General features: G+C 50.7%; 17 protein-coding genes and 1 tRNA gene. 16 read left to right on the top strand and 2 right to left on the bottom strand.

What is annotated here, in order from left to right; genetic code table 11:
* Positions 1 to 148 precede the first annotated feature (148 nt).
* A complete protein-coding gene (locus HZ297_RS11675; protein WP_178863930.1) occupies positions 149 to 346 on the bottom strand; it encodes a YgaP family membrane protein in 198 nt (65 codons plus the stop codon).
* A gap of 184 nt (positions 347 to 530) precedes the next feature.
* Between HZ297_RS11675 and HZ297_RS11670 the strand changes: the two genes are divergently transcribed.
* From HZ297_RS11670 to HZ297_RS11655, 4 genes are all read left to right on the top strand, one after another.
* Positions 531 to 899, top strand: coding sequence for a winged helix-turn-helix domain-containing protein (locus HZ297_RS11670; RefSeq protein WP_178863929.1), 369 nt, complete (start codon positions 531 to 533; stop codon positions 897 to 899).
* Positions 900 to 1071: 172 nt separating this feature from the next.
* Positions 1072 to 1758 carry a TorF family putative porin gene (locus HZ297_RS11665; RefSeq protein WP_178863927.1) on the top strand — a complete coding sequence of 229 codons (687 nt, stop codon included), beginning with the start codon at positions 1072 to 1074 and terminating at the stop codon, positions 1756 to 1758.
* Between the two features lie 139 nt (positions 1759 to 1897).
* A tRNA-Met gene (locus HZ297_RS11660) sits at positions 1898 to 1974 on the top strand.
* Between the two features lie 211 nt (positions 1975 to 2185).
* On the top strand, positions 2186 to 4078 hold the full coding sequence (locus tag HZ297_RS11655; protein WP_178863925.1) for a sensor domain-containing diguanylate cyclase: 1893 nt from the start codon (positions 2186 to 2188) through the stop codon (positions 4076 to 4078).
* Positions 4079 to 4225: 147 nt separating this feature from the next.
* Here HZ297_RS11655 and HZ297_RS11650 read toward each other — a convergent pair whose 3' ends face one another.
* Complete coding sequence (locus tag HZ297_RS11650) at positions 4226 to 6478, bottom strand: methyl-accepting chemotaxis protein (RefSeq protein ID WP_178863923.1); 2253 nt, start codon at positions 6476 to 6478, stop codon at positions 4226 to 4228.
* 329 nt (positions 6479 to 6807) lie between these two features.
* On the opposite strand from HZ297_RS11650, the gene HZ297_RS11645 reads away from it, so the two are divergent.
* The 12 genes from HZ297_RS11645 to gspN are packed head-to-tail and all read left to right on the top strand — an operon-like array spanning position 6808 to position 17927.
* Positions 6808 to 7608, top strand: a complete 801-nt coding sequence (locus HZ297_RS11645; RefSeq protein WP_178863921.1) for a type II secretion system protein N — start codon at positions 6808 to 6810, stop codon at positions 7606 to 7608.
* 24 nt (positions 7609 to 7632) lie between these two features.
* Positions 7633 to 9699, top strand: a complete 2067-nt coding sequence (gspD, locus tag HZ297_RS11640) for a type II secretion system secretin GspD (RefSeq protein WP_246262004.1) — start codon at positions 7633 to 7635, stop codon at positions 9697 to 9699.
* Positions 9696 to 11168, top strand: a complete 1473-nt coding sequence (gene gspE, locus HZ297_RS11635; RefSeq protein ID WP_178863919.1) for a type II secretion system ATPase GspE — start codon at positions 9696 to 9698, stop codon at positions 11166 to 11168. Before gspD ends, gspE begins: the two co-directional genes overlap by 4 nt.
* Positions 11169 to 11179: 11 nt before the next feature.
* On the top strand, positions 11180 to 12406 hold the full coding sequence (gspF, locus tag HZ297_RS11630) for a type II secretion system inner membrane protein GspF (protein WP_178863917.1): 1227 nt from the start codon (positions 11180 to 11182) through the stop codon (positions 12404 to 12406).
* 35 nt (positions 12407 to 12441) lie between these two features.
* Positions 12442 to 12885, top strand: a complete 444-nt coding sequence (gspG, locus tag HZ297_RS11625; protein WP_178863915.1) for a type II secretion system major pseudopilin GspG — start codon at positions 12442 to 12444, stop codon at positions 12883 to 12885.
* Positions 12886 to 12905: 20 nt separating this feature from the next.
* Positions 12906 to 13421, top strand: coding sequence for a prepilin-type N-terminal cleavage/methylation domain-containing protein (locus HZ297_RS11620; protein ID WP_178863913.1), 516 nt, complete (start codon positions 12906 to 12908; stop codon positions 13419 to 13421).
* On the top strand, positions 13402 to 13857 hold the full coding sequence (gene gspI / locus HZ297_RS11615; protein WP_178863911.1) for a type II secretion system minor pseudopilin GspI: 456 nt from the start codon (positions 13402 to 13404) through the stop codon (positions 13855 to 13857). The genes HZ297_RS11620 and gspI overlap by 20 nt, the downstream gene beginning before the upstream one ends.
* Entirely contained in the window at positions 13854 to 14465 is a 612-nt protein-coding gene (gene gspJ / locus HZ297_RS11610) for a type II secretion system minor pseudopilin GspJ (protein WP_178863909.1), read from the top strand. The genes gspI and gspJ overlap by 4 nt, the downstream gene beginning before the upstream one ends.
* Entirely contained in the window at positions 14462 to 15454 is a 993-nt protein-coding gene (gspK, locus tag HZ297_RS11605; RefSeq protein ID WP_178863907.1) for a type II secretion system minor pseudopilin GspK, read from the top strand. Before gspJ ends, gspK begins: the two co-directional genes overlap by 4 nt.
* A gap of 16 nt (positions 15455 to 15470) precedes the next feature.
* A complete protein-coding gene (gspL, locus tag HZ297_RS11600; protein WP_178863905.1) occupies positions 15471 to 16673 on the top strand; it encodes a type II secretion system protein GspL in 1203 nt (400 codons plus the stop codon).
* A complete protein-coding gene (locus HZ297_RS11595; protein ID WP_178863903.1) occupies positions 16657 to 17145 on the top strand; it encodes a type II secretion system protein M in 489 nt (162 codons plus the stop codon). Before gspL ends, HZ297_RS11595 begins: the two co-directional genes overlap by 17 nt.
* A complete protein-coding gene (gene gspN, locus HZ297_RS11590) occupies positions 17145 to 17927 on the top strand; it encodes a type II secretion system protein N (RefSeq protein WP_178863900.1) in 783 nt (260 codons plus the stop codon). Before HZ297_RS11595 ends, gspN begins: the two co-directional genes overlap by 1 nt.
* The last annotated feature ends 76 nt before the right edge of the window (positions 17928 to 18003 follow it).

Genomic DNA, 18003 nt, shown 5'->3' with positions numbered 1-18003 from the left:
AGTGTTGAGAGAGCGGTAGAATTTTCGCCCTGAAGATAGCGCTTTGCTATGGTGACTTTTGTATTGCGACTGTATTTGGACATGAAAAACCCCCAAAGTTGGTGTCCAACATTTGGGGGTCACTTCACAATGCCCGGTTTTTTGTTGTTTAGCGTTTGATAGTTTCGTGCAGCGGACAGGTCTGGATGCCTAGAAGGGTGTATAGCGGGCACCAACGTAGTAGCCCAGTGGCTAGCGGGATAATGCCGATATATCCCCAAACGCCGATCACATTCGCTGCCGCCAGTGTAATCAATAGAATGCCGATAATTACTCGGATAAGGCGGTCTAATTTCCCAACGTTCATTTTATACTCCTGTTTTTTTATAATCTGATAGGGTTTATGGTGTACATTGAAGCAGAATCGATATGTTCTCTTTATCGTAAAAAGGTGTCAATAAGCATTAGGATTTGGTGGAATAAAACATTTTAATGAATGGTGATAAGCATATTCTGCAGAATGATCGATGTTGAATCGCTTGGGGGAGTAAATGGAAGAGCTGGATAAGTTGCCGGGAGAGCCTTATTCGTCAAGGATAAGGGCTCGATTTTGGATTACGGGTGAGCGGGGCGGATATGTAGGTATCGGGCGAATAGAACTTTTGGAAAATATCGTCAGATACGGGTCGATCAGTCGCGCGGCCAAAGAGATGGGGATGTCGTATAAAAAGGCGTGGAAGTTGATTGATGAGCTGAATCAAATGTCTGATAAGCCGCTGGTCGTTAAGGTTCAGGGCGGCAAACAAGGCGGTGGCGCCACTTTAACCGAATCGGGCGATGCGCTGGTTAAGCAGTTTAGAGTCTTTGAAAAACAGTTGGCGGCTTTTTTGCAACAGGCTTCTTTGGAGATTGAAAGGTAGAAAAATATTGGTGCAGTTGCACCAATAAATATTAAATCTAACAGGGTGTGAAAAATTTAATTGGGCATGTTGTTTAGTTAATTATTTGAAATATAAAGTTTATTTTAAAGTTGGCATATTGCTGGTTATTAAGTTTTCGAAATTTTGGAAAACACTCAAATGGAGAAAACACATGAAAAAAACTTTCCAATTAAAATCACTTCTTCTTTCAATGGCGGTAGCAGGTTCTGCTGCAATGGCAGTGATGCCGGCCACCTCACAAGCGGGTGTGTCTGCCAATATCGCGGGTAGCTCAATGTATATCTTCCGTGGTATCGATCAAAACGGTGAAATGGCTTCTGCATCTGCCGGCTTGGATTATGAGTCAGACTCCGGTATTTATATTGGAACCTGGGCGGCTAAAGTAGATACCGGTCTTGAATACGATATCTATGGTGGTTGGAGCGGTTCATTTGGTGATGTCTCTGTCGGTTTGGGTGCTACCGCCTACCGTTATACCGACGCGGCATTTGACAAGCCATATACTGAAGTTAATGCATCGCTGGGTTATAAGATGATCACTGTCGGTTACGACAAGGGTTATCATGAAGATAGTGCAGCGGATGGTTCTGATGCCGATTATGACCACAAATACGTTAGTGTTGAATATGAAGGGTTTGCTGCAAAATACGGTGTTTATGATCCTGATGTTGACGTAAGTGATAATGCAAACTCTTACCTGGATCTTGGTTATTCAGCTGAACTGTCTCCAGGTTTGGAAGGATCTGTTAACTATATCTTCACGACTTATGAAGATAGCGCGACGAAAGATACCAATTACCTGGTATTTGGAATCAGCAAGTCTTTCGACATTATGTAATCCAATTTTAAGTTAGTTAAAACCTCAAAAGGCCTGAACATTCAGGCCTTTTTTGTACGCCTGATTAAAAAGTAAAAACTTTTGAAATTGTGGTCTTGACATATCCCATCCAGTATTTATAATACGCGCTATTCTTTTTGGCTACATAGCTCAGCTGGTTAGAGCACATCACTCATAATGATGGGGTCCCAAGTTCGAATCTCGGTGTAGCCACCAAATTCTTAAATCAACCCGCCTTGCGCGGGTTTTTTTATATCTCGATTTTTTCTTTTCAGTTTCTGTTGACCTTTTGGTCGGTCCTACGCTGCCTTTAGCCGCTTTAAGCTAAGCATTGTGTGAAATCTTCATTTGCTTTTTCAGGGCTTTGTTAGAATGAAAACTGGTATGTTAGGGGCGCTAGATTGTGGCGGAAAAAAAGAGTCGTTTTATGCTGTGGCACTGGATGCTGCTGACCTTGATTGGCTATTTTGCACTGGCTAAGTTAGGGGTTTACGCTACCTTTGTTGATCAGGGGATTGCTGTTTTCTGGCCGCCTAACGCGGTTGTATTGGTGGCTTTGTTGTTCAATCCTGTTAGGCATTGGCTGTGGATTTTGTTGATGGTAGTGCCTGCTGAAATCGCGGCGGATTATGGTTCTTTTTCAATACAGCAGGCGTTTTTGTTTGCTTTAGTTAATGTTGTTGAGTCTGCTTTAGCTGCCGCCCTGATGAAACGTTTTTCTGCGCAGGGGGCGGTTGCGTTTTTAAATAGCTTGAAGCAGGTCGCTTTGTTTGCGGTGTTTGCAATGTTATTGGCCAGTGGCTTTGCGGCTTTATTGGGAGCGCTGGTTTATTGGTATACCGCAGCGGGGGACATCAGTTACTTTGCATTGTGGCGCATCTGGTGGTTTGGTGATGGCCTTGGTTTGCTGTTGATTACGCCTTTGCTCTTAAGCTGGTTGGGTAGTCAGGCCGGGTTTCCGAAGGAAAATTTTCCCCGTCTGGCAATGGAATCCCTCGCTTTATTCGGCCTCACACTGGGTTTGTCGATTCTTGTGTTTTCAAACCCTTATTTCCTAAGTAATGATTTCCCGTTAAGTCCAATCATTTTGTTTCCTTCTGTTATTTGGGCGGCAGTTAGATTTGGTGTGCGCGGTGCGTCACTGATGAATTTAGTGATCGCGATGATAGCCATTTATTTCACAGTGCATCAGGCCGGCCCGTTTGCCCGCATCGACGGCGCTTATGCGACTTTACAGCTTCAGGAGTATTTGGCGGCACTGGCGTTGTCATCCTTGGGGTTGGCGGCGATGTTGCAGGAGTTAAATGCTAAGAATGCCAGTTTGCATTTGTTGGGACGGGCGATTGATGCGGTGGATGATGGCGTTTTGATTACTAATGCTTCTTCCGGTCGGGATTATAAAATCCTGTATGCCAACAAGAGTTTTCAACGTATTACCGGCTATGCTGTGGATAAGATAATCGGTGCTAACCCACGCTTCCTTAAATCAAACTTGGAGTCAGGGCAGGCTGCGTATAGCAAAATTCGCTCAGCACTGGCACGGGACGAATCGGCCAAGGTTTTATTGCAGAACAGGCGTGCTGACGGAGCGCTTTATTGGAATGACCTGACTATTTCACCCGTTAAGGATGAGACGGGGAAAACGGCATATTATATCGGTCTGCATCGTGATGTTTCGGAGTTGGTGCAATCAAAAGCCGAGCTGATTCGTATGCAGCAGACGCTTAAACGGGTAAATGCGGAGTTGGAGCAGAAGGTTGTTGAGCGCACGCGCGCTTTACAAGACGCTAACGACGCGCTTACCAAGTTGGCAACAACCGATGCTTTGACCGGCCTTTCTAATCGGCGGCACTTTTTTGAGGTCGCTAATAACGAAGTGGAAAGGGCGCGCCGTTATGATCGCTCAATGGCGTGTTTGATGTTGGATATTGACCACTTTAAACAAATTAATGACCGCTGTGGTCACGCAGTCGGTGACCGGGCCTTGATTGAATTTGCGCAGGCCCTTAATAAAGGGCTTCGTCAGGAGGATATAGTGGCGCGTTTGGGCGGTGAGGAATTCAGTGTTATTTTGCCGGAACAGGCTTTGGAAGAGGCGGTTGCCACGGCCGAACGTCTGTGTCAGCAGATTGCGCGTTTGAGGGTCGCTACAGGTTTGAAGACACCGCAAGAGTGTGAGTATTTGTCATTTACGGTCAGTATCGGTGTCAGTGTTTTGCGTGATGATGACGCCTCTCTTGAGATGCTGATTTCAAGAGCGGATAACGCGTTGTATGAGGCTAAAAAGCAAGGGCGCAATACGGTTGTATCCGCCAAATAAAGCTAAGCACATTGGATTGTATGCTTTAAGACATGACGGTTTAAATTCTGAACAGGCCGGGTAGATAAAGAAAAAGCGAATCAGAGTTCTGATTCGCTTTTAGGTTGAGCACCTGACGTTCGCCATTTCAGGCAAGGACGTTAGTGTTTAGAATGTGCTCCACTCATCGTCGTCATGCTTGTGCGCGCTTTTGGTTGGCGCCGGAACCTGCGCCTTGACCGGCTGGCTGCTGGCGGCCTTAGGTGCGCTGCTTACCGTTTTAACGCCGGCAGGCGCAGGTTTGTTGAGTTTGGCGACGGGTTTGGGCGCGTTCAGTTTTGGAGCGTTGCTAATCTTAAAGAAAGCGACCGCCTGACGCATTTCGGCTGCCTGATCGGTCAGTTCTTCCGATGCGGCGGCGGACTCTTCCACCATGGCCGCGTTTTGCTGTGTCATCTGGTCAATATCGCTGACCGCCTTATTGACCTGGCCAACGCCCTGGCTCTGTTCGGCCGAGGCTTGCGCGATCTGCTCGAGCATCTCGTTGACCTGCGTGATCGATGCGGTAATGCTTTCCAGCGATTTGCCGGACGCTTCTGCCAGGCTACTGCCGTTTTCAACGCGCTGCACGCTCTCTTCAATCAGGGTTTTGATCTCTTTGGCCGCTTCGGCCGATTTTTGTGCCAGGGCGCGGACTTCGCCGGCCACCACCGCAAAACCGCGGCCGTGTTCTCCGGCGCGTGCGGCCTCTACGGCGGCGTTAAGCGCCAAGAGGTTGGTCTGGAAGGCGATGCCGTCAATCAAGGTCACAATGTCGGCAATCTTGTGGCTGGAGTCGCGAATGCTCGACATGGCGTTGATGGTTTGCTCCATGACGCCCATGCCTTGAGAGGCTTCTTTGCTGGCCTGTTGAGAAATATTGGCGGCATGTTGCGCATTCTCGGTGTTTTGCTGCACGGCAGAGGCCATTTCGTCCATCGTCGCGGAGGTTTCCTCCAGAGCGGCGGCCTGCTGTTGTACGCGGGCGGAAAGGTCGCTGGAGCCCTGCGCGACTTCGCTCGCGGCCGAGGCGACCACGTCGGTGCTTTGGCTGATTTGCGCGATGATCTGGCTGATTTTCTGTGTGGTGAATTCAATCGCCGACTTCAATTCGTCAAGCTGGCCTTCGCAGTGTGCGCTGACTTTTTGCGTGAAGTCGCCTTCGGATTGCGCCACCAGAACCGTTTTAATCGCCGAAATGACCTCTTCCAGGTTGTTAAGGGTGTCGTTGATGGAGGCTTTGAGTGTGGCCAGATCCCCCTGGGCATTGGACTGGATGCGGCCGTTGAATTGGCCTTGAACCACTTGCGCCATAATGGCGTTGGTTTCGGAAATAATCTCGTTCAACACGGTTACCGTGCGCATGCCGTTATCCGCCAGAGTGCGGAATTCGCCCTGCACGTCGGCCGTGAATTTGGCGTTGAACTGGCCCTGCGACATCGCCGACAGCAGCTTGCCCAGCTCGTTCATGGTGCTGGCAACCGATTCCACCGAAGTGTTCACACCCTGTTTGATATTGTTCAGACTGCCGGCGTACTGGCCGTTGATGCGCTTGCTGAAATCGCCTTTTGCCAAGGATTCGATCACATTGTCGGTTTCGTCAAGCGCCTTGTTCAGGTTCGCCAACAGGCTGTTAAAGGCTTTAAGCGTTTGTCCGACTTCGTCTTCGTTGGTGATGGCGATTTGACGGGTGAAGTCGCCGTCTTTAACCACGTCCTGCATGACGCTTCGCATATTGTTGAGCGGTTTGACGACGCTTCTGAGGATATAAATAACCAGCAAAATGCCAAGAATGGCGCCGACAATCAAAATGGCGGTGACGATCGCCGTGGTCTGGTTGGCAATGGCCAGGCCTTCACGTCCGCTTTCATCAGCCAGTTCCTTCTGGTAATCCACCAGGTCTTGCAGGGCCTTGCGCTGTTCCAGGCGTGCGCCACGGGTTTCTGCTGCCAGCAGCAGTTCGCGGGCTTGCTCTTCCTCATCGGCCTCTATCAGCTGTAAAACACGATTATTGCGTTCCACCAGATTCTTGTTGGCGTTTTCAAGCGCGCCTAACAGCTGCTTGCCTTTGGTTGAGGTGATGGTGTCTTGCAGATATTTGCGCAGTTCCGCGTTTTCCTGGCGGGTGTCCTGAATGCGCTTCATTACCTCCGCGCGTTGTGCGGGATCGGTTTGCAACAGGTATTCACGCATATTCTGTTGAATGCGGGTTTCGCGGATAATGATTTTTTCTACGGCCACCAGCTTGGGAAGACGGTCATTAACCACTAGCGACTGCGATGCCGAGAGTTTTTTGACCTCTACCAGCGAGGCAACCCCCAGAATCAGGGTGAGTGCCAGCATGAGTGTAAAGGATAGGATCAGTTTTAACCGGATTGTCATGTTGTATAGCCCTTGGTTTTTGCTCTGGAAGAAGTGGGTTAACGAAATGTGTTTACTATGCTAGTAAATAACTAAATTTAACTGTTTTTCTTTAGAATATCTATAAATATTATTTATGGGATCGATCTTAATTTTCAAGGAAAGAGTATTCGACTGCTTTCATAAAACTTTCAAATGAAATGCATTGGAGTTTTAGTCTCTAGAGTTCATAATACTATTTTTTTTAACTTATACGTATAGCTACGACCTGGCTGTAGTGCATGTTTAATAAGGTGTTATCGTTGCTTTCTAATTACCAATCCTTCATTCAAGATCGGCATCTCCGAAACATGATGGGATTGCTCTTTCTTGTTGTTTTAGCCTGGCAGGTGGGTGCGTTGATTGCGTTGCAATTAGGCGCTCCTCAAACACCCGATTTTCCGACTTTAGATCAGAAAGAAAAGCCAGCGGAGATCCAAAGGCCGCACGGCGTCGCTTCCCACCTTTTTGGTCAGCCATTGGTTGCGCCTCCTACAAAAACAGCCGCATCTCTAAAAGTGGAAATGTTGGCGCCAACTCAGTTGCGTCTGAAGTTATTAGGTACGATTGTGTCCGGGCATAGTGCTGTGGCCATTATTGAATCAGCCGGAGTGACGTTGGTGGTAGCTGAAGGCGAACCGGTAACGAAAAATGTGGGATTGGTTAAAGTTTTTGCCGATGAAGTCATCATCGAACATCGTGGCAAGCGCGAAAAACTGCAAATGGAGCAGGCCGGTGAAAGGTTGATTTCAAGCGTTCAGGCAGACAGTGTAGTTCTTAAAGCGTTAACCGCTGAACAGAAAGAAACCTTGCAAAGTATTGGGCAAATTATACGTGAGCAGCCCTTGAGCGTCTCTAAGTACATTCGTTTTGAGCCTTTAAATAAACAGGGGAAATTAAATGGTGTAAAGATTTGGCCGAGTGAACAGAAAGAGGTGTTTGATGCGCTTGGACTGCAGCCGGGTGATGTACTCTTAGGCATTAACGGACAGAGCATTGAGGAGATTGGACAAGGTTCTGCAGGATGGCAGGCATTGCTGGAGCGGACGCAGCTTGAGCTACAATTAGAGAGAAATGGCCAGAGGCTCAGTTTAAGTGTGGATTTAAACTAAGTATTGGCAATGATGGGAATGTGCATGAAGCGATTAACAGAGATATTTAAGCCTTTAAAACGAGTCAGTCAGGCTGTTTTGCTGGCAGCCATGTTGAACCACAGCGTCCTGGCGGCGGAAGCGTTGCAGCAAAATTTTAAACAGGCCGAAATTGCTACCGTTGTTGAGGCCGTGGCCAAAATTACAGGGCATAATTTTGTGATTGACCCGCGTGTCAAAGGCAAAGTGACCCTGATTGCTCCCGAGGCGATGGCGCCGGACGCTTTGTATGAAACGCTGCTGACCATCTTGAATGTGCACGGTTTTACTGCGGTCCCCAGTGATAACAATGTGATTAAAATCGTGCCGGCTAATTTGGCGCGTGATCAACTGCCTTATCGTGCCAAAAATGAAGAGGCCGAAGCCTGGGTGTCGGAAGTCATTAGTGTTAAAAACGTGTCGGCTACCAAGTTGGTGGCGGTGCTTAGACCTTTGGTGGCGCGTGAAGGGCATTTGGTGGCTTTGGCGGAAAGCAATAAGTTGATTGTGACCGATACGGTTGCGAATATTCAACGGATTAAAAAGGTGTTGCAGCGGGTTGATGTGGATACCCAAAGCGGTTATGAGATTATCCAGCTAAATCATGCCTCCGCTGAGGATGTTGGTAAAACGCTGCGCAATATTTTGCCTAAAGGTGCCGACGTCAATCCCGTCAAGGTCAGCTTTGACGAGCGTTCCAACCGCTTGATATTGGTGGGCGATGAAGCTAAACGCATGATGCTCAGAACCATGGTGGCGGAGCTGGATGTGCCGGTGCCGACGCAGGGGCGTGTGCAGGTCATTTACTTGCGTTATGCCAAGGCCAAAGATCTAGTGCCGGTATTGCAGGCGCTGGCCAGTAACCGTTCGCTATTGGTGACCGAAGAAAATACGAGTGGTTCTGTGGCGCCTGCTGTGTCTGCTGCGGTAGAGGGAGAGGCAGCCCCGGTGAGTAATGTGAATGCCTCAAATCTTGATCAAAAAACCATTCAAGAACGCATTAGTATTGAAGCGGATGAACGCATGAATGCGTTGGTGATCAGCGCGCCGCCGGCGATGGTAAATGCGCTGAAAGATGTGGTTAAACAATTGGATGTGCGTCGTGCTCAAGTTTTAATTGAAGCTATTTTTGTAGAGGTTTCCGAAAACAAAGCCGCCGAACTAGGCGTTGAGTGGGGGGCTTATGGTCCTAATGGAGGCGGTCTGGTGAATTTCTCGGGCACTCTGCCTGCTCTGTTAAGTGCCAATCCTGCAACCCAGATAGCCGCAATTGGTAAGGGCATCACTACCGGTTTGGGAGAGGCGACCTCGGAGGGTTATGGCTGGGGCGCCTTGATTCGCGCATTGAATAGCGATTCCAACTCCAATGTATTGGCTACGCCTTCCTTGTTGACCTTGGATAACGAAGAAGCGGAGATTGTCGTAGGTAAAGAGGTGCCTTTCCAAACCGGCAGCTATACGAGTACTACTAACAGTGTGTCCAATCCATTCAGTACCATCGAACGTAAAAATGTCGGCTTGAAATTGAAGGTCAAGCCGCAGATTAATGAAGGCGACGAGATCTACCTGGATATTGATCAGGAGGTTTCTGATGTTCTGCCTAAGGGCGATGCGGTGGATCTCCAGACTACCAAACGTCAGATAAAAACGCGCGTCATCGTGGGGGACGGCAATGTGATCGTTTTAGGCGGTCTAATCAACGAGCGCGAAACCGAGGTGGTGTCTAAAATCCCCGGTCTAGGCGATCTTCCCGGATTGGGTGCTTTGTTCCGTTCGAAACAAAATGAGCGCGAAAAGGTCAATTTAATGGTCTTTTTGCGCCCAGTCATCGTACGTGACAATGCCATGAGCGATTTTTACAGTCAGAAAAAATATTCGATGATGCAGCATGAGCAAACGCAGTTGCTGCAGAAATATGATTCCGAATTGTTAAACGGTTTGCGTCCGCGTTTGCCGGAGTTGCAACAATGGAAAAAGGGGGATGTGACGCCTGCACCGCAGAAAATAGAACCCAAAGTTGAACAACCCGCCCAACAGGATGAGGTGGATTGGTTGTTTGAGAGAAGCCTATGAGCAGCCAACTGGCCTTTTCGTTTGCGCGCGCCCATCAGTTGGTGTTACAGCCGCAAGCCGATGCGAGGGTTGAGGTGTTTTACACCCGCCAGACACCGCTTGAAGCATTGTTGGAAGTGCAGCGCACCCTGGCTGAAAGCGCAGTTGGCTCCGCCAATATGGTTTTAACCATGCTGGATGAAGCGGCGTTTGAACGCAAGCTGCAAAACGTTTATGCGACCAGCGGGGCCACTTCGATTGCCGCGATGGATGAGTTGGAAGGTGAAGATTTGGCGAGTGTGGTGGCCGAACTGGGCGAACCGGAGGATTTGCTGAACAGCGCGGATGATGCGCCGGTCATCAAATTGCTCAATGCGATTTTGTCCGAAGCGATTCGCGCTCATGCCTCCGATGTGCATATTGAGCCGTTTGAAAATCAGTTGCGCATCCGTTTTCGTATAGATGGACGCCTCACCACGATCCTGACGCCTAAAGCCGCCGTGGCGACAATGTTGGTGTCGCGCATTAAGGTTATGGCACGTTTGGATATTGCCGAAAAGCGCGTGCCGCAGGATGGACGTATTGCCCTTAAACTGGGTGGTCGTGCAGTCGATTTGCGGGTCTCTACCATTCCATCCAGCTTTGGCGAGCGGGTCGTGTTGCGTTTGCTCGACAAAAGCGCCGGGCGCTTGAACCTGAATCAGCTGGGGTTTTCCGACCCTATGTACTTGGGTATTCAACAGTTATTGAATAAGCCCCACGGCATTTTTTTGGTCACCGGCCCAACCGGTTCGGGTAAAACCACTACGCTCTACGCCGGTATTAGCCGCCTGAATGACGTGCAGCGCAATATCATGACGGTCGAGGATCCGGTGGAATACCATATCGAAGGCATCAGTCAAACGCAGGTGAATACCAAGGCGAATATGACCTTTGCCAAGGGATTGCGTGCTATTTTGCGTCAGGATCCGGACGTGGTGATGATTGGTGAGATTCGAGATGTGGAAACCGCCGAGATTGCCGTGCAAGCGTCGTTGACCGGGCACTTGGTACTTTCGACATTGCATACCAATACTGCCGTGGGTGCGATTACTCGTTTGCGCGACATGGGGGTTGAACCTTTCCTGTTGGCCTCCAGTTTGGTTGGTGTTTTGGCGCAGCGTTTGGTGCGCCAGCTTTGTCCACATTGCAAGCAGGCGCATGAAGCGGATGCGGCTGAATGTGCCTCGCTGGGGGTGAGCCAGGCGACAATCTATCTGCCCGTAGGGTGCGATACATGCCAGCATACCGGGTATCAGGGTCGCATGGGGCTTTACGAACTCGTTACCATTGATGAAACCGTTCGCCAGTTGATTCATGACGATGCGGCCGAATTGGAGATAGAACGTTATGTCCGGCAAAGTTCGCCCTCTTTGTTGCAAAGTGGGTTGCAAAAAGTGCTGGATGGCGAGACCAGTTTGGAAGAGGTGCTGCGTGTTACGCAAAGTTAAGGTGAATGGTTGTGCCGGCATTTGAATACCGTGCCCTGAATGCAGCCGGGCAAGTTAAAAAGGGCATGATCGAAGGCGACTCGGAGCGTCAGGTTCGTCAATTATTGCGCGACCAAAAACTGACGCCCATTGCCCTGAAAGCCATCGATAAAAAAACGGCCGTGCATCAAAAATCGAGCCAACCCGGTTGGTTCGCCAGCAAAATCCCTACCGCCGACTTAGCTTTGGCTACCCGTCAGTTGTTTACCCTGCTGGATGCTGGTACGCCGCTTACACAAGCCTTGCAGGCACTGGCTCGCCAAGCCGAAAGTAAAATGATGCAACGTTTTCTGGCAGGCTTGTATAGCCGTGTTTTGGAAGGGTTTTCGTTGGCTGCTGCGTTGGACAAATCGCCCTATAAGGTCGGGGAGGATTTTGTCGCCACCATCCGAGCCGGTGAGGAGAGCGGGCATTTGGATAAAGTGCTGTCGCGCCTGGCGGAGTCGATTGAGCAACGTGATAGGCTCAATAAAAAGATCAAAACCGCGTTGATTTATCCAGTGCTGATGGTCGTGGTGGCGATTCTGATCGTACTGTTTTTGATGGTTTATGTGGTGCCCAAAGTGGTGGGGGTGTTCGACTCCATGCATCAGGAGCTGCCACCGTTGACGCAGGGCTTGTTGGCCGTCAGCGATTTTGTGCAGCATCAATGGGGCTGGCTGCTAGCCGGCCTGTTGAGTTTTTGGATGTTGACAAACGGGCTGTTGCGCCAACCGGCCTGGCGCTATCGATGGCACCTTGTTTTGATGCGTGTGCCCGGTTTAAAACGTTTTGTAATTTATGCGGCAACGGCGCGTTGGGCACGTACTTTGGGTGTATTGATTGGCAGTGGTGTCACGGTCACCGATGCGCTGAAGATTTCGGTGGAGGTGATGGCGCTTGATCCAATGCGTCAAGCGGTGCAACGCATGGTCACGCAGGTACGTGAGGGCAATCGGGTCAGTCAGACGATGCAGCAGGCGGGTTTTTTCCCGCCGCTGCTGCTGAATCTGGTACAGACTGGTGAGGGGGGCGGCAAGTTGGACGAGATGTTGCTCAAGGGGGCGGAGCACTACGAACAAGAGGTGGAGAATGCCGCCGCAACCTTGGTCAGTATATTGGAACCGATGCTGATTATTGTGATGGGCGGTGTGGTATTGACTATCGTGCTGGCGATTATGATGCCGATTTTTGAAATGAATCAGATGGTAGGTCACTAGGCCCATCATCCACGTTGTATTAATAGGGAGTTTGTATGAAATTGCAAAAACAAGCGGCGCTGCGCGGTCAGGATGGTTTTACGTTAATCGAGTTGATGGTGGTGGTAGTGATTTTGGCCGTCTTGGCGGCGTTTGTAGCACCTAAATTGATGGATCGTCCCGATGAGGCGCGCATAGTCAAAGCCAAACAGGATATCGGTGCGATTGCCTCGGCCTTACAATTGTATAAGTTGGACAATTTTATCTATCCGACCACCGATCAGGGGCTGGAAGCCTTGGTCAAAGAGCCGACAGACGAGCCCTTGCCGAAGCACTGGAAACCGTATTTGGAGCAGATGCCGATGGATCCGTGGGGTAATCCCTATCTGTATTTGAGCCCGGGTGAACATGGCGATTTTGATGTTTATACATTGGGTGCCGATAATCAGGACGGCGGCGAAGGCATCAATGCCACTATCGGCAACTGGGGTCTTAAATAAGCGGCGTTGAGCAGTTGGTGGTGCGACCTTCTAGCAGACAGCAGGGATTCACGCTGATTGAGTTGATGGTCGTCGTGGTCATTGTGGCTGTGTTGGTGGCGGTGGGTGTGCTTAGCATGAAGCCCAACGAACAGGCGGTACTGCGTACTCAGGAACGCCAGGTTAAAGCCTTGCTGGTCCACTTGCGCGATCAGTCGGCATTGAGTGGGAAACTCTATTTGTTGAGTGTGGACGAAACCGGGCTGTCGGCTTACAAATGGCAGCAGCGCCGTTGGCAGGTCGATGCAAATATCAAACCCTTGACCTGGGCGGAGGCATTGCAAGCCGACTGGCAAGTGGATAATGCAACCTTTGCCGAGCAATACCATCTGCCGAAAACAGGTTGGCTCTTCTGGCCGAATGGTGAAGTGATGAGCGGCGCGATCAGTTTGACACTGCCGGCAAACGGCTTGCGGCAACAAGCTGACAAGACCACTATCGCACGAATTCGTTGGAATGCGTTGTTAGGTTTTGATCATGCAGAAAATACCCCGTAAGGCGGCCGCCATTATGCGCAAGATGCTTCAGAAAAAGCCCCGGTTTTCCGCCGAAAAAAAACTCAACAGGCCGGGTGTTGCAAAAACTCAACAGGCCGGGTTTACGTTGATAGAAGTGCTGGTGGCTTTGGCGGTTGCGGCGATTGCGCTGGCCGCACTGTCCCGCGCCATGGGTTTGAGCGTCAACCAACAAAGTGCGCTTGAGGAGCGTGTGGTGGCCAGTTGGGTGGCGCAGGACGAATTGGTTAAGTTGCAGGTCTTGCCGGCAAGCCGTAGTGAGGCTGAAGAGATGGTTGAGCAGTTTGGCAGGCAGTGGCAAACCCGTATGACGGTGCAAGATACGTTGGTTACGGATGTTAAAAAAGTGGTAATGGAGGTGCGGCCTGAGGGGACGCAAAAACCGAGTGCCACCTTGGTGACGGTCGCGGCACCATGAATCGGCCATACGTGGATTCCAGCTCAAGACAGCGTGGTTTTACGCTCATAGAGTTATTGATTGCGCTGGCGATTTCTGCAGTCATCTCCGTGATGGCCTATCAGGCTATCAGTCAGGTAGTTAATCTGCAAACCCGCACAGAAGCGCATGCCGAGCAGTTTGAAGCGGTACAGCGTGCTTTGTGGTGGTTGGAACAGGATGTCGTCCAGATGGCTCCGCGCAGTGCACGCGACGGTTTGGGGGATATGATCCCCGCCTTTTCTTATCGTCAGGACTTGGGACTGGAATTGACACGTATTGCACAGATGCCGACGCCCTACGGTCAAGGCGGATTGATGCGCGTGGGTTATCAGCTGGAGGGCGATGTGCTGTATCGTCTGGTCTGGCCGGTGATGGATCGCGCACCGGATAGCATGCCGCAGCGCTTGGCTATTTTGCATCACGTTGAGCGTTTTGAGGTGCGTTTGCTCAATGCCGCCAACCAGTTTGTGAATACTTGGCCGGATGATAACGCTCTGCCCAACAGTTTGCCGAATATTGTGGAGCTTCAGTTGAAGCTGGCCGGTCAGGGAGCGATAACGCGGCTCTTTATGGGGGTGGCGCAATGACCAGAGTGATGCGCTTGCATGGCAGAGCGGACCGCCAGCAGGGTTTTGCGCTATTGACCGTGCTGTTGATTGTGGCGTTGGTTGCACTGCTCTCCAGTCAGTTGGTTTTCAGTCAACACCTTAGCCTGCAACGCGGCACTTATATGTTGCATCAATCGCAATCACTGGCCGTTGCCTGGGGCTTGGAGGGTTGGGTCAAGCGGGGCCTGTTGGAAGACGCTAAAAACAATCAGACCGATCATCCGGGAGAGTTGTGGGCCCAGCCTTTGATTAAGGTGCCGTTTGAAGGCGGGGAGATTTCCGGTCAGTTGTTTGATTTGCAGGCGCGCATTAATATCAATAATGTACAGGACAGCGACGAAATCAAGCGCAAACGCTGGCAGCGGTTGCTTGAGCGCTGGCGCGAGTTGTTGGAGTTGCCCAACCCGATTGCCGATACGGTAACCGATTGGGTGGATTCCGATGAGGAGCCTCTTCCTCTGGGAACGGAGAGTGACGTCTACTTGTTAAAGCAGCCGCCTTATCGAACTGCCAATCAACCTTTGGTCGTATTGGACGAATTGAAAATGCTGCAGGGTTTTGAGGGCCTGACGGCGGCGCAATGGCAAGCAGTGCAAACCAGTGCAACCGCCTTGCCGACGGTTACGGCGATTAACGTCAATACGGCAGATAAAACCGTGTTGATGGCGTTGGCGGATTGGATGACTGAAGGTGTCGCCCAAGCCTGGTTACAGCAACGTCAACAGCAGCCAGCGGATCAGGTTGCGGTCTTTACCGCATTTTTGGCCCAACAGACGGGCAAGACGCAGGCAGAAATTGATGCGGATGTACCGGATTGGATGTTAAGCGTGAACAGTGAGTATTTTTTATTGCTAGGTGAAATTGCGTTTGGCGATTCCGACCAGCAGGTCGCGGCGATTTTTGAACGCACGGCTCAGAACAAGGTTAATTTAGTGCAAAGGTGGTTAAGTGCTGCACCAGCAGAGTAAGCAACAAGATGGGCAAATGCCAGAAACGCGGCCTGCAACAGAGGCTGTTGTGCTGTCGGCGCGTTTCGATTTGCAGGGTAGGCTTTGGTTTGAGCTGCAAGATGGTTGGCAGGAGGCGGAGGCTTGGTTGGCAAGGCAATCTGGGGCCATCTCGCCGCACCTTGCGCTGACCAATATCGCCACGGTTTGGGTGCCGAGTGAACAGGTCAGCTTTTTGGAAGGATTTGTACCCGGCAAGCGGCGCGCGGACTGGCTCGCGGCGCTGCCTTTTGCGTTTGAGGAGAAGTTGGCTGAACCGCTCGAAACCCTGCATTTGGTGGTGTTGAACAGACGGGTCGATGGCACTGTATCGATTGCCGTTGTGGCGCAGGAACGTATGCGCCAATGGGTGGCTGTTTTACATCAGGCCGGTTTGGAAAAGGCGGCCTTGGTGGCGGATTGTTTTCAAGTTCCTTTTGTGGCGCCACAACACACAGAAGAACGGGAATCGGGACAAGGGATATGGGCGGTATTCCAACAACCGACGCAGTCTTGGGACAGCCAACCACGGTTGATTGTGCGTAATGGGCAATATAGCGGTTTTGCCTGTCAGCCGGCGTGGTGGGAAAATGTTTTGGCGTTGCAGCCTGATTTGCAGGTCGAAACGATTCAGCGGGCGGGTTTATTGACGGACTTGGCTGCAGCAGAGAAGTCGCTTAACCTGCGCAGCGGAAACTATGCCGTGCGGTCTGAAAGCCGGCAATTATTGCGCTACTGGCGCTGGCCAGGTGTAGCAGCACTAGGAGTGTTAGGCCTTTATTTATTGACGGTGCAGATAGAAACGCATCAGGCACGAGAGCAAGCGCAGGTTTATGAATCACAAAGTGTGGCTTTGTTTAAACAGCGCTTTCCTGAAGTGAAGCGCATTGTGAACCTGCGCGCGCAGACCAAGGCAGCGTTTGCGCAAACCGATAACGTAGGCCTGTCGCAAGGTCCGATGCATTTGGTGGGCTTGTTGGAGCAGACCTTTAAATCGCACAATCAGGTGCAGTTGCAACGTTTGGAATGGAAAGCTTCAGCCAAGCAGTTGAGTTTGCATGTGAAGTCTACACAAGTGATGCATTTGCAGAATTTACAGCTGGCCTTGGAGGCGCTTTCCGGTTTAGACAAGGTGGAGCTGAAAGTGAGCAATGTCTCACAAGCCAAGGCGGAAGGAGTGTTGTATGTGGATGCAAATTAACCAGTACTGGACACAGCTGGCTGAGCGTGAGCAACGGCTTTTAAAGCTATTGGCAGTTTTTTTAGGCGCTATGGGTTTTTATGCTGTCGTGTGGTCGCCTATCCAGCAAAATCATGTTAAGGCATTGCAAGAGATGCAGAGTGCCGAGGCGCAGTGGAATTGGCTGAGTGAACAGGTTGCACAGCATCCTGCTAAAGCCGGGCAAAATCAGCTATTGCAGGCGCAGAGCGCATCGCAATTGATTGCGGTTTTGCAGAAAAGTCTGCGTGAAGAGGGATTGCTTGGTTTTATGGAAAGCATGACGCCGAACAAGCGTGGAGTGTGGGTGAAGTTTGCATCCGCTCCGGCTCCCGAACTGACGCGCTGGCTATCGCTCTTGGAGAAACAAGGGCTGGTTAGCGAACAGTTGCAGATTGCTCCGACCAGTGTCGGTATTGTGGAAGCGAATGTCAGTTTTGAGGTGAAGGGGTGATGCGTCAGGGCATAATGCCGATGGTGAAATGGGGTGGTTTAACCGTGTTGCTGACGATTTTTTCATTGACCTATCATCTGCCTGCCGGTTGGGTTGCGCAACAGGTAGCCTTGTCTATTCCCAAGCAACTGCAATTGACAATGTGGCAGGGGCGCGTTTGGCAGGGTGCAGTGGACGTGACATGGCAAACGCCCTTAGAAAAGATAGATTTAGGCCAGCTACGTTGGGATTTTAATCCTTGGGCGCTGCTGGGAATGCAAGCCGAGACCGCTTTGCAATGGTCGCATTCGCAGGGTGGTGCCCATACCACTGTGGCCGTTAATATTCTGGATAAGGATTTAATCCTGATTTCCAATTTGGAGGGACGCTTGCCTCTGGCTTTTGCGGCAGGGCTTTTGCCGGTTGGGAAGCGCCTAGGAGGAGGCGTTGAGGGTACAGTGGATATGGATATAGATACGCTCGAATGGAATGCCGTAAATGGATTTCCACAGGCGATAAAGGGTGAGTTGGCATTGTCAGGCGTTAATGCGATGGGAATCGAGTTGCCGCAATTGAAATTGGTTCCCTCTATGCAAAATCAACAAGTTGTTGTAGCGCTGGACGGCGGCGCTAAAGCGTGGCGTTTGAATGGTGAAGTGCGTTTCGATCAGCAGCATCATCAGGCGAATCTCACTATCAAGGCGGACAGTGCGGAGGCGATGCCCGCCTGGACCGATTTGTTGATGCGTAAAACCTCGCCGATTGAGGCTGTGCTGCGACAACAAGGGAAATGGTTGAAATAGTGCGCAGATATCGGTCAGCCATCATCTTCGGTATTTCCGTTTGGCTGGCATCCTGCGGCGGTGGAGGGGGCGGGGG

The organism is Thiomicrorhabdus cannonii (assembly GCF_013391695.1).
GTDB classification, from domain to species: domain Bacteria; phylum Pseudomonadota; class Gammaproteobacteria; order Thiomicrospirales; family Thiomicrospiraceae; genus Thiomicrorhabdus; species Thiomicrorhabdus cannonii.
This window is presented reverse-complemented; position numbering and strand designations above follow the sequence as displayed.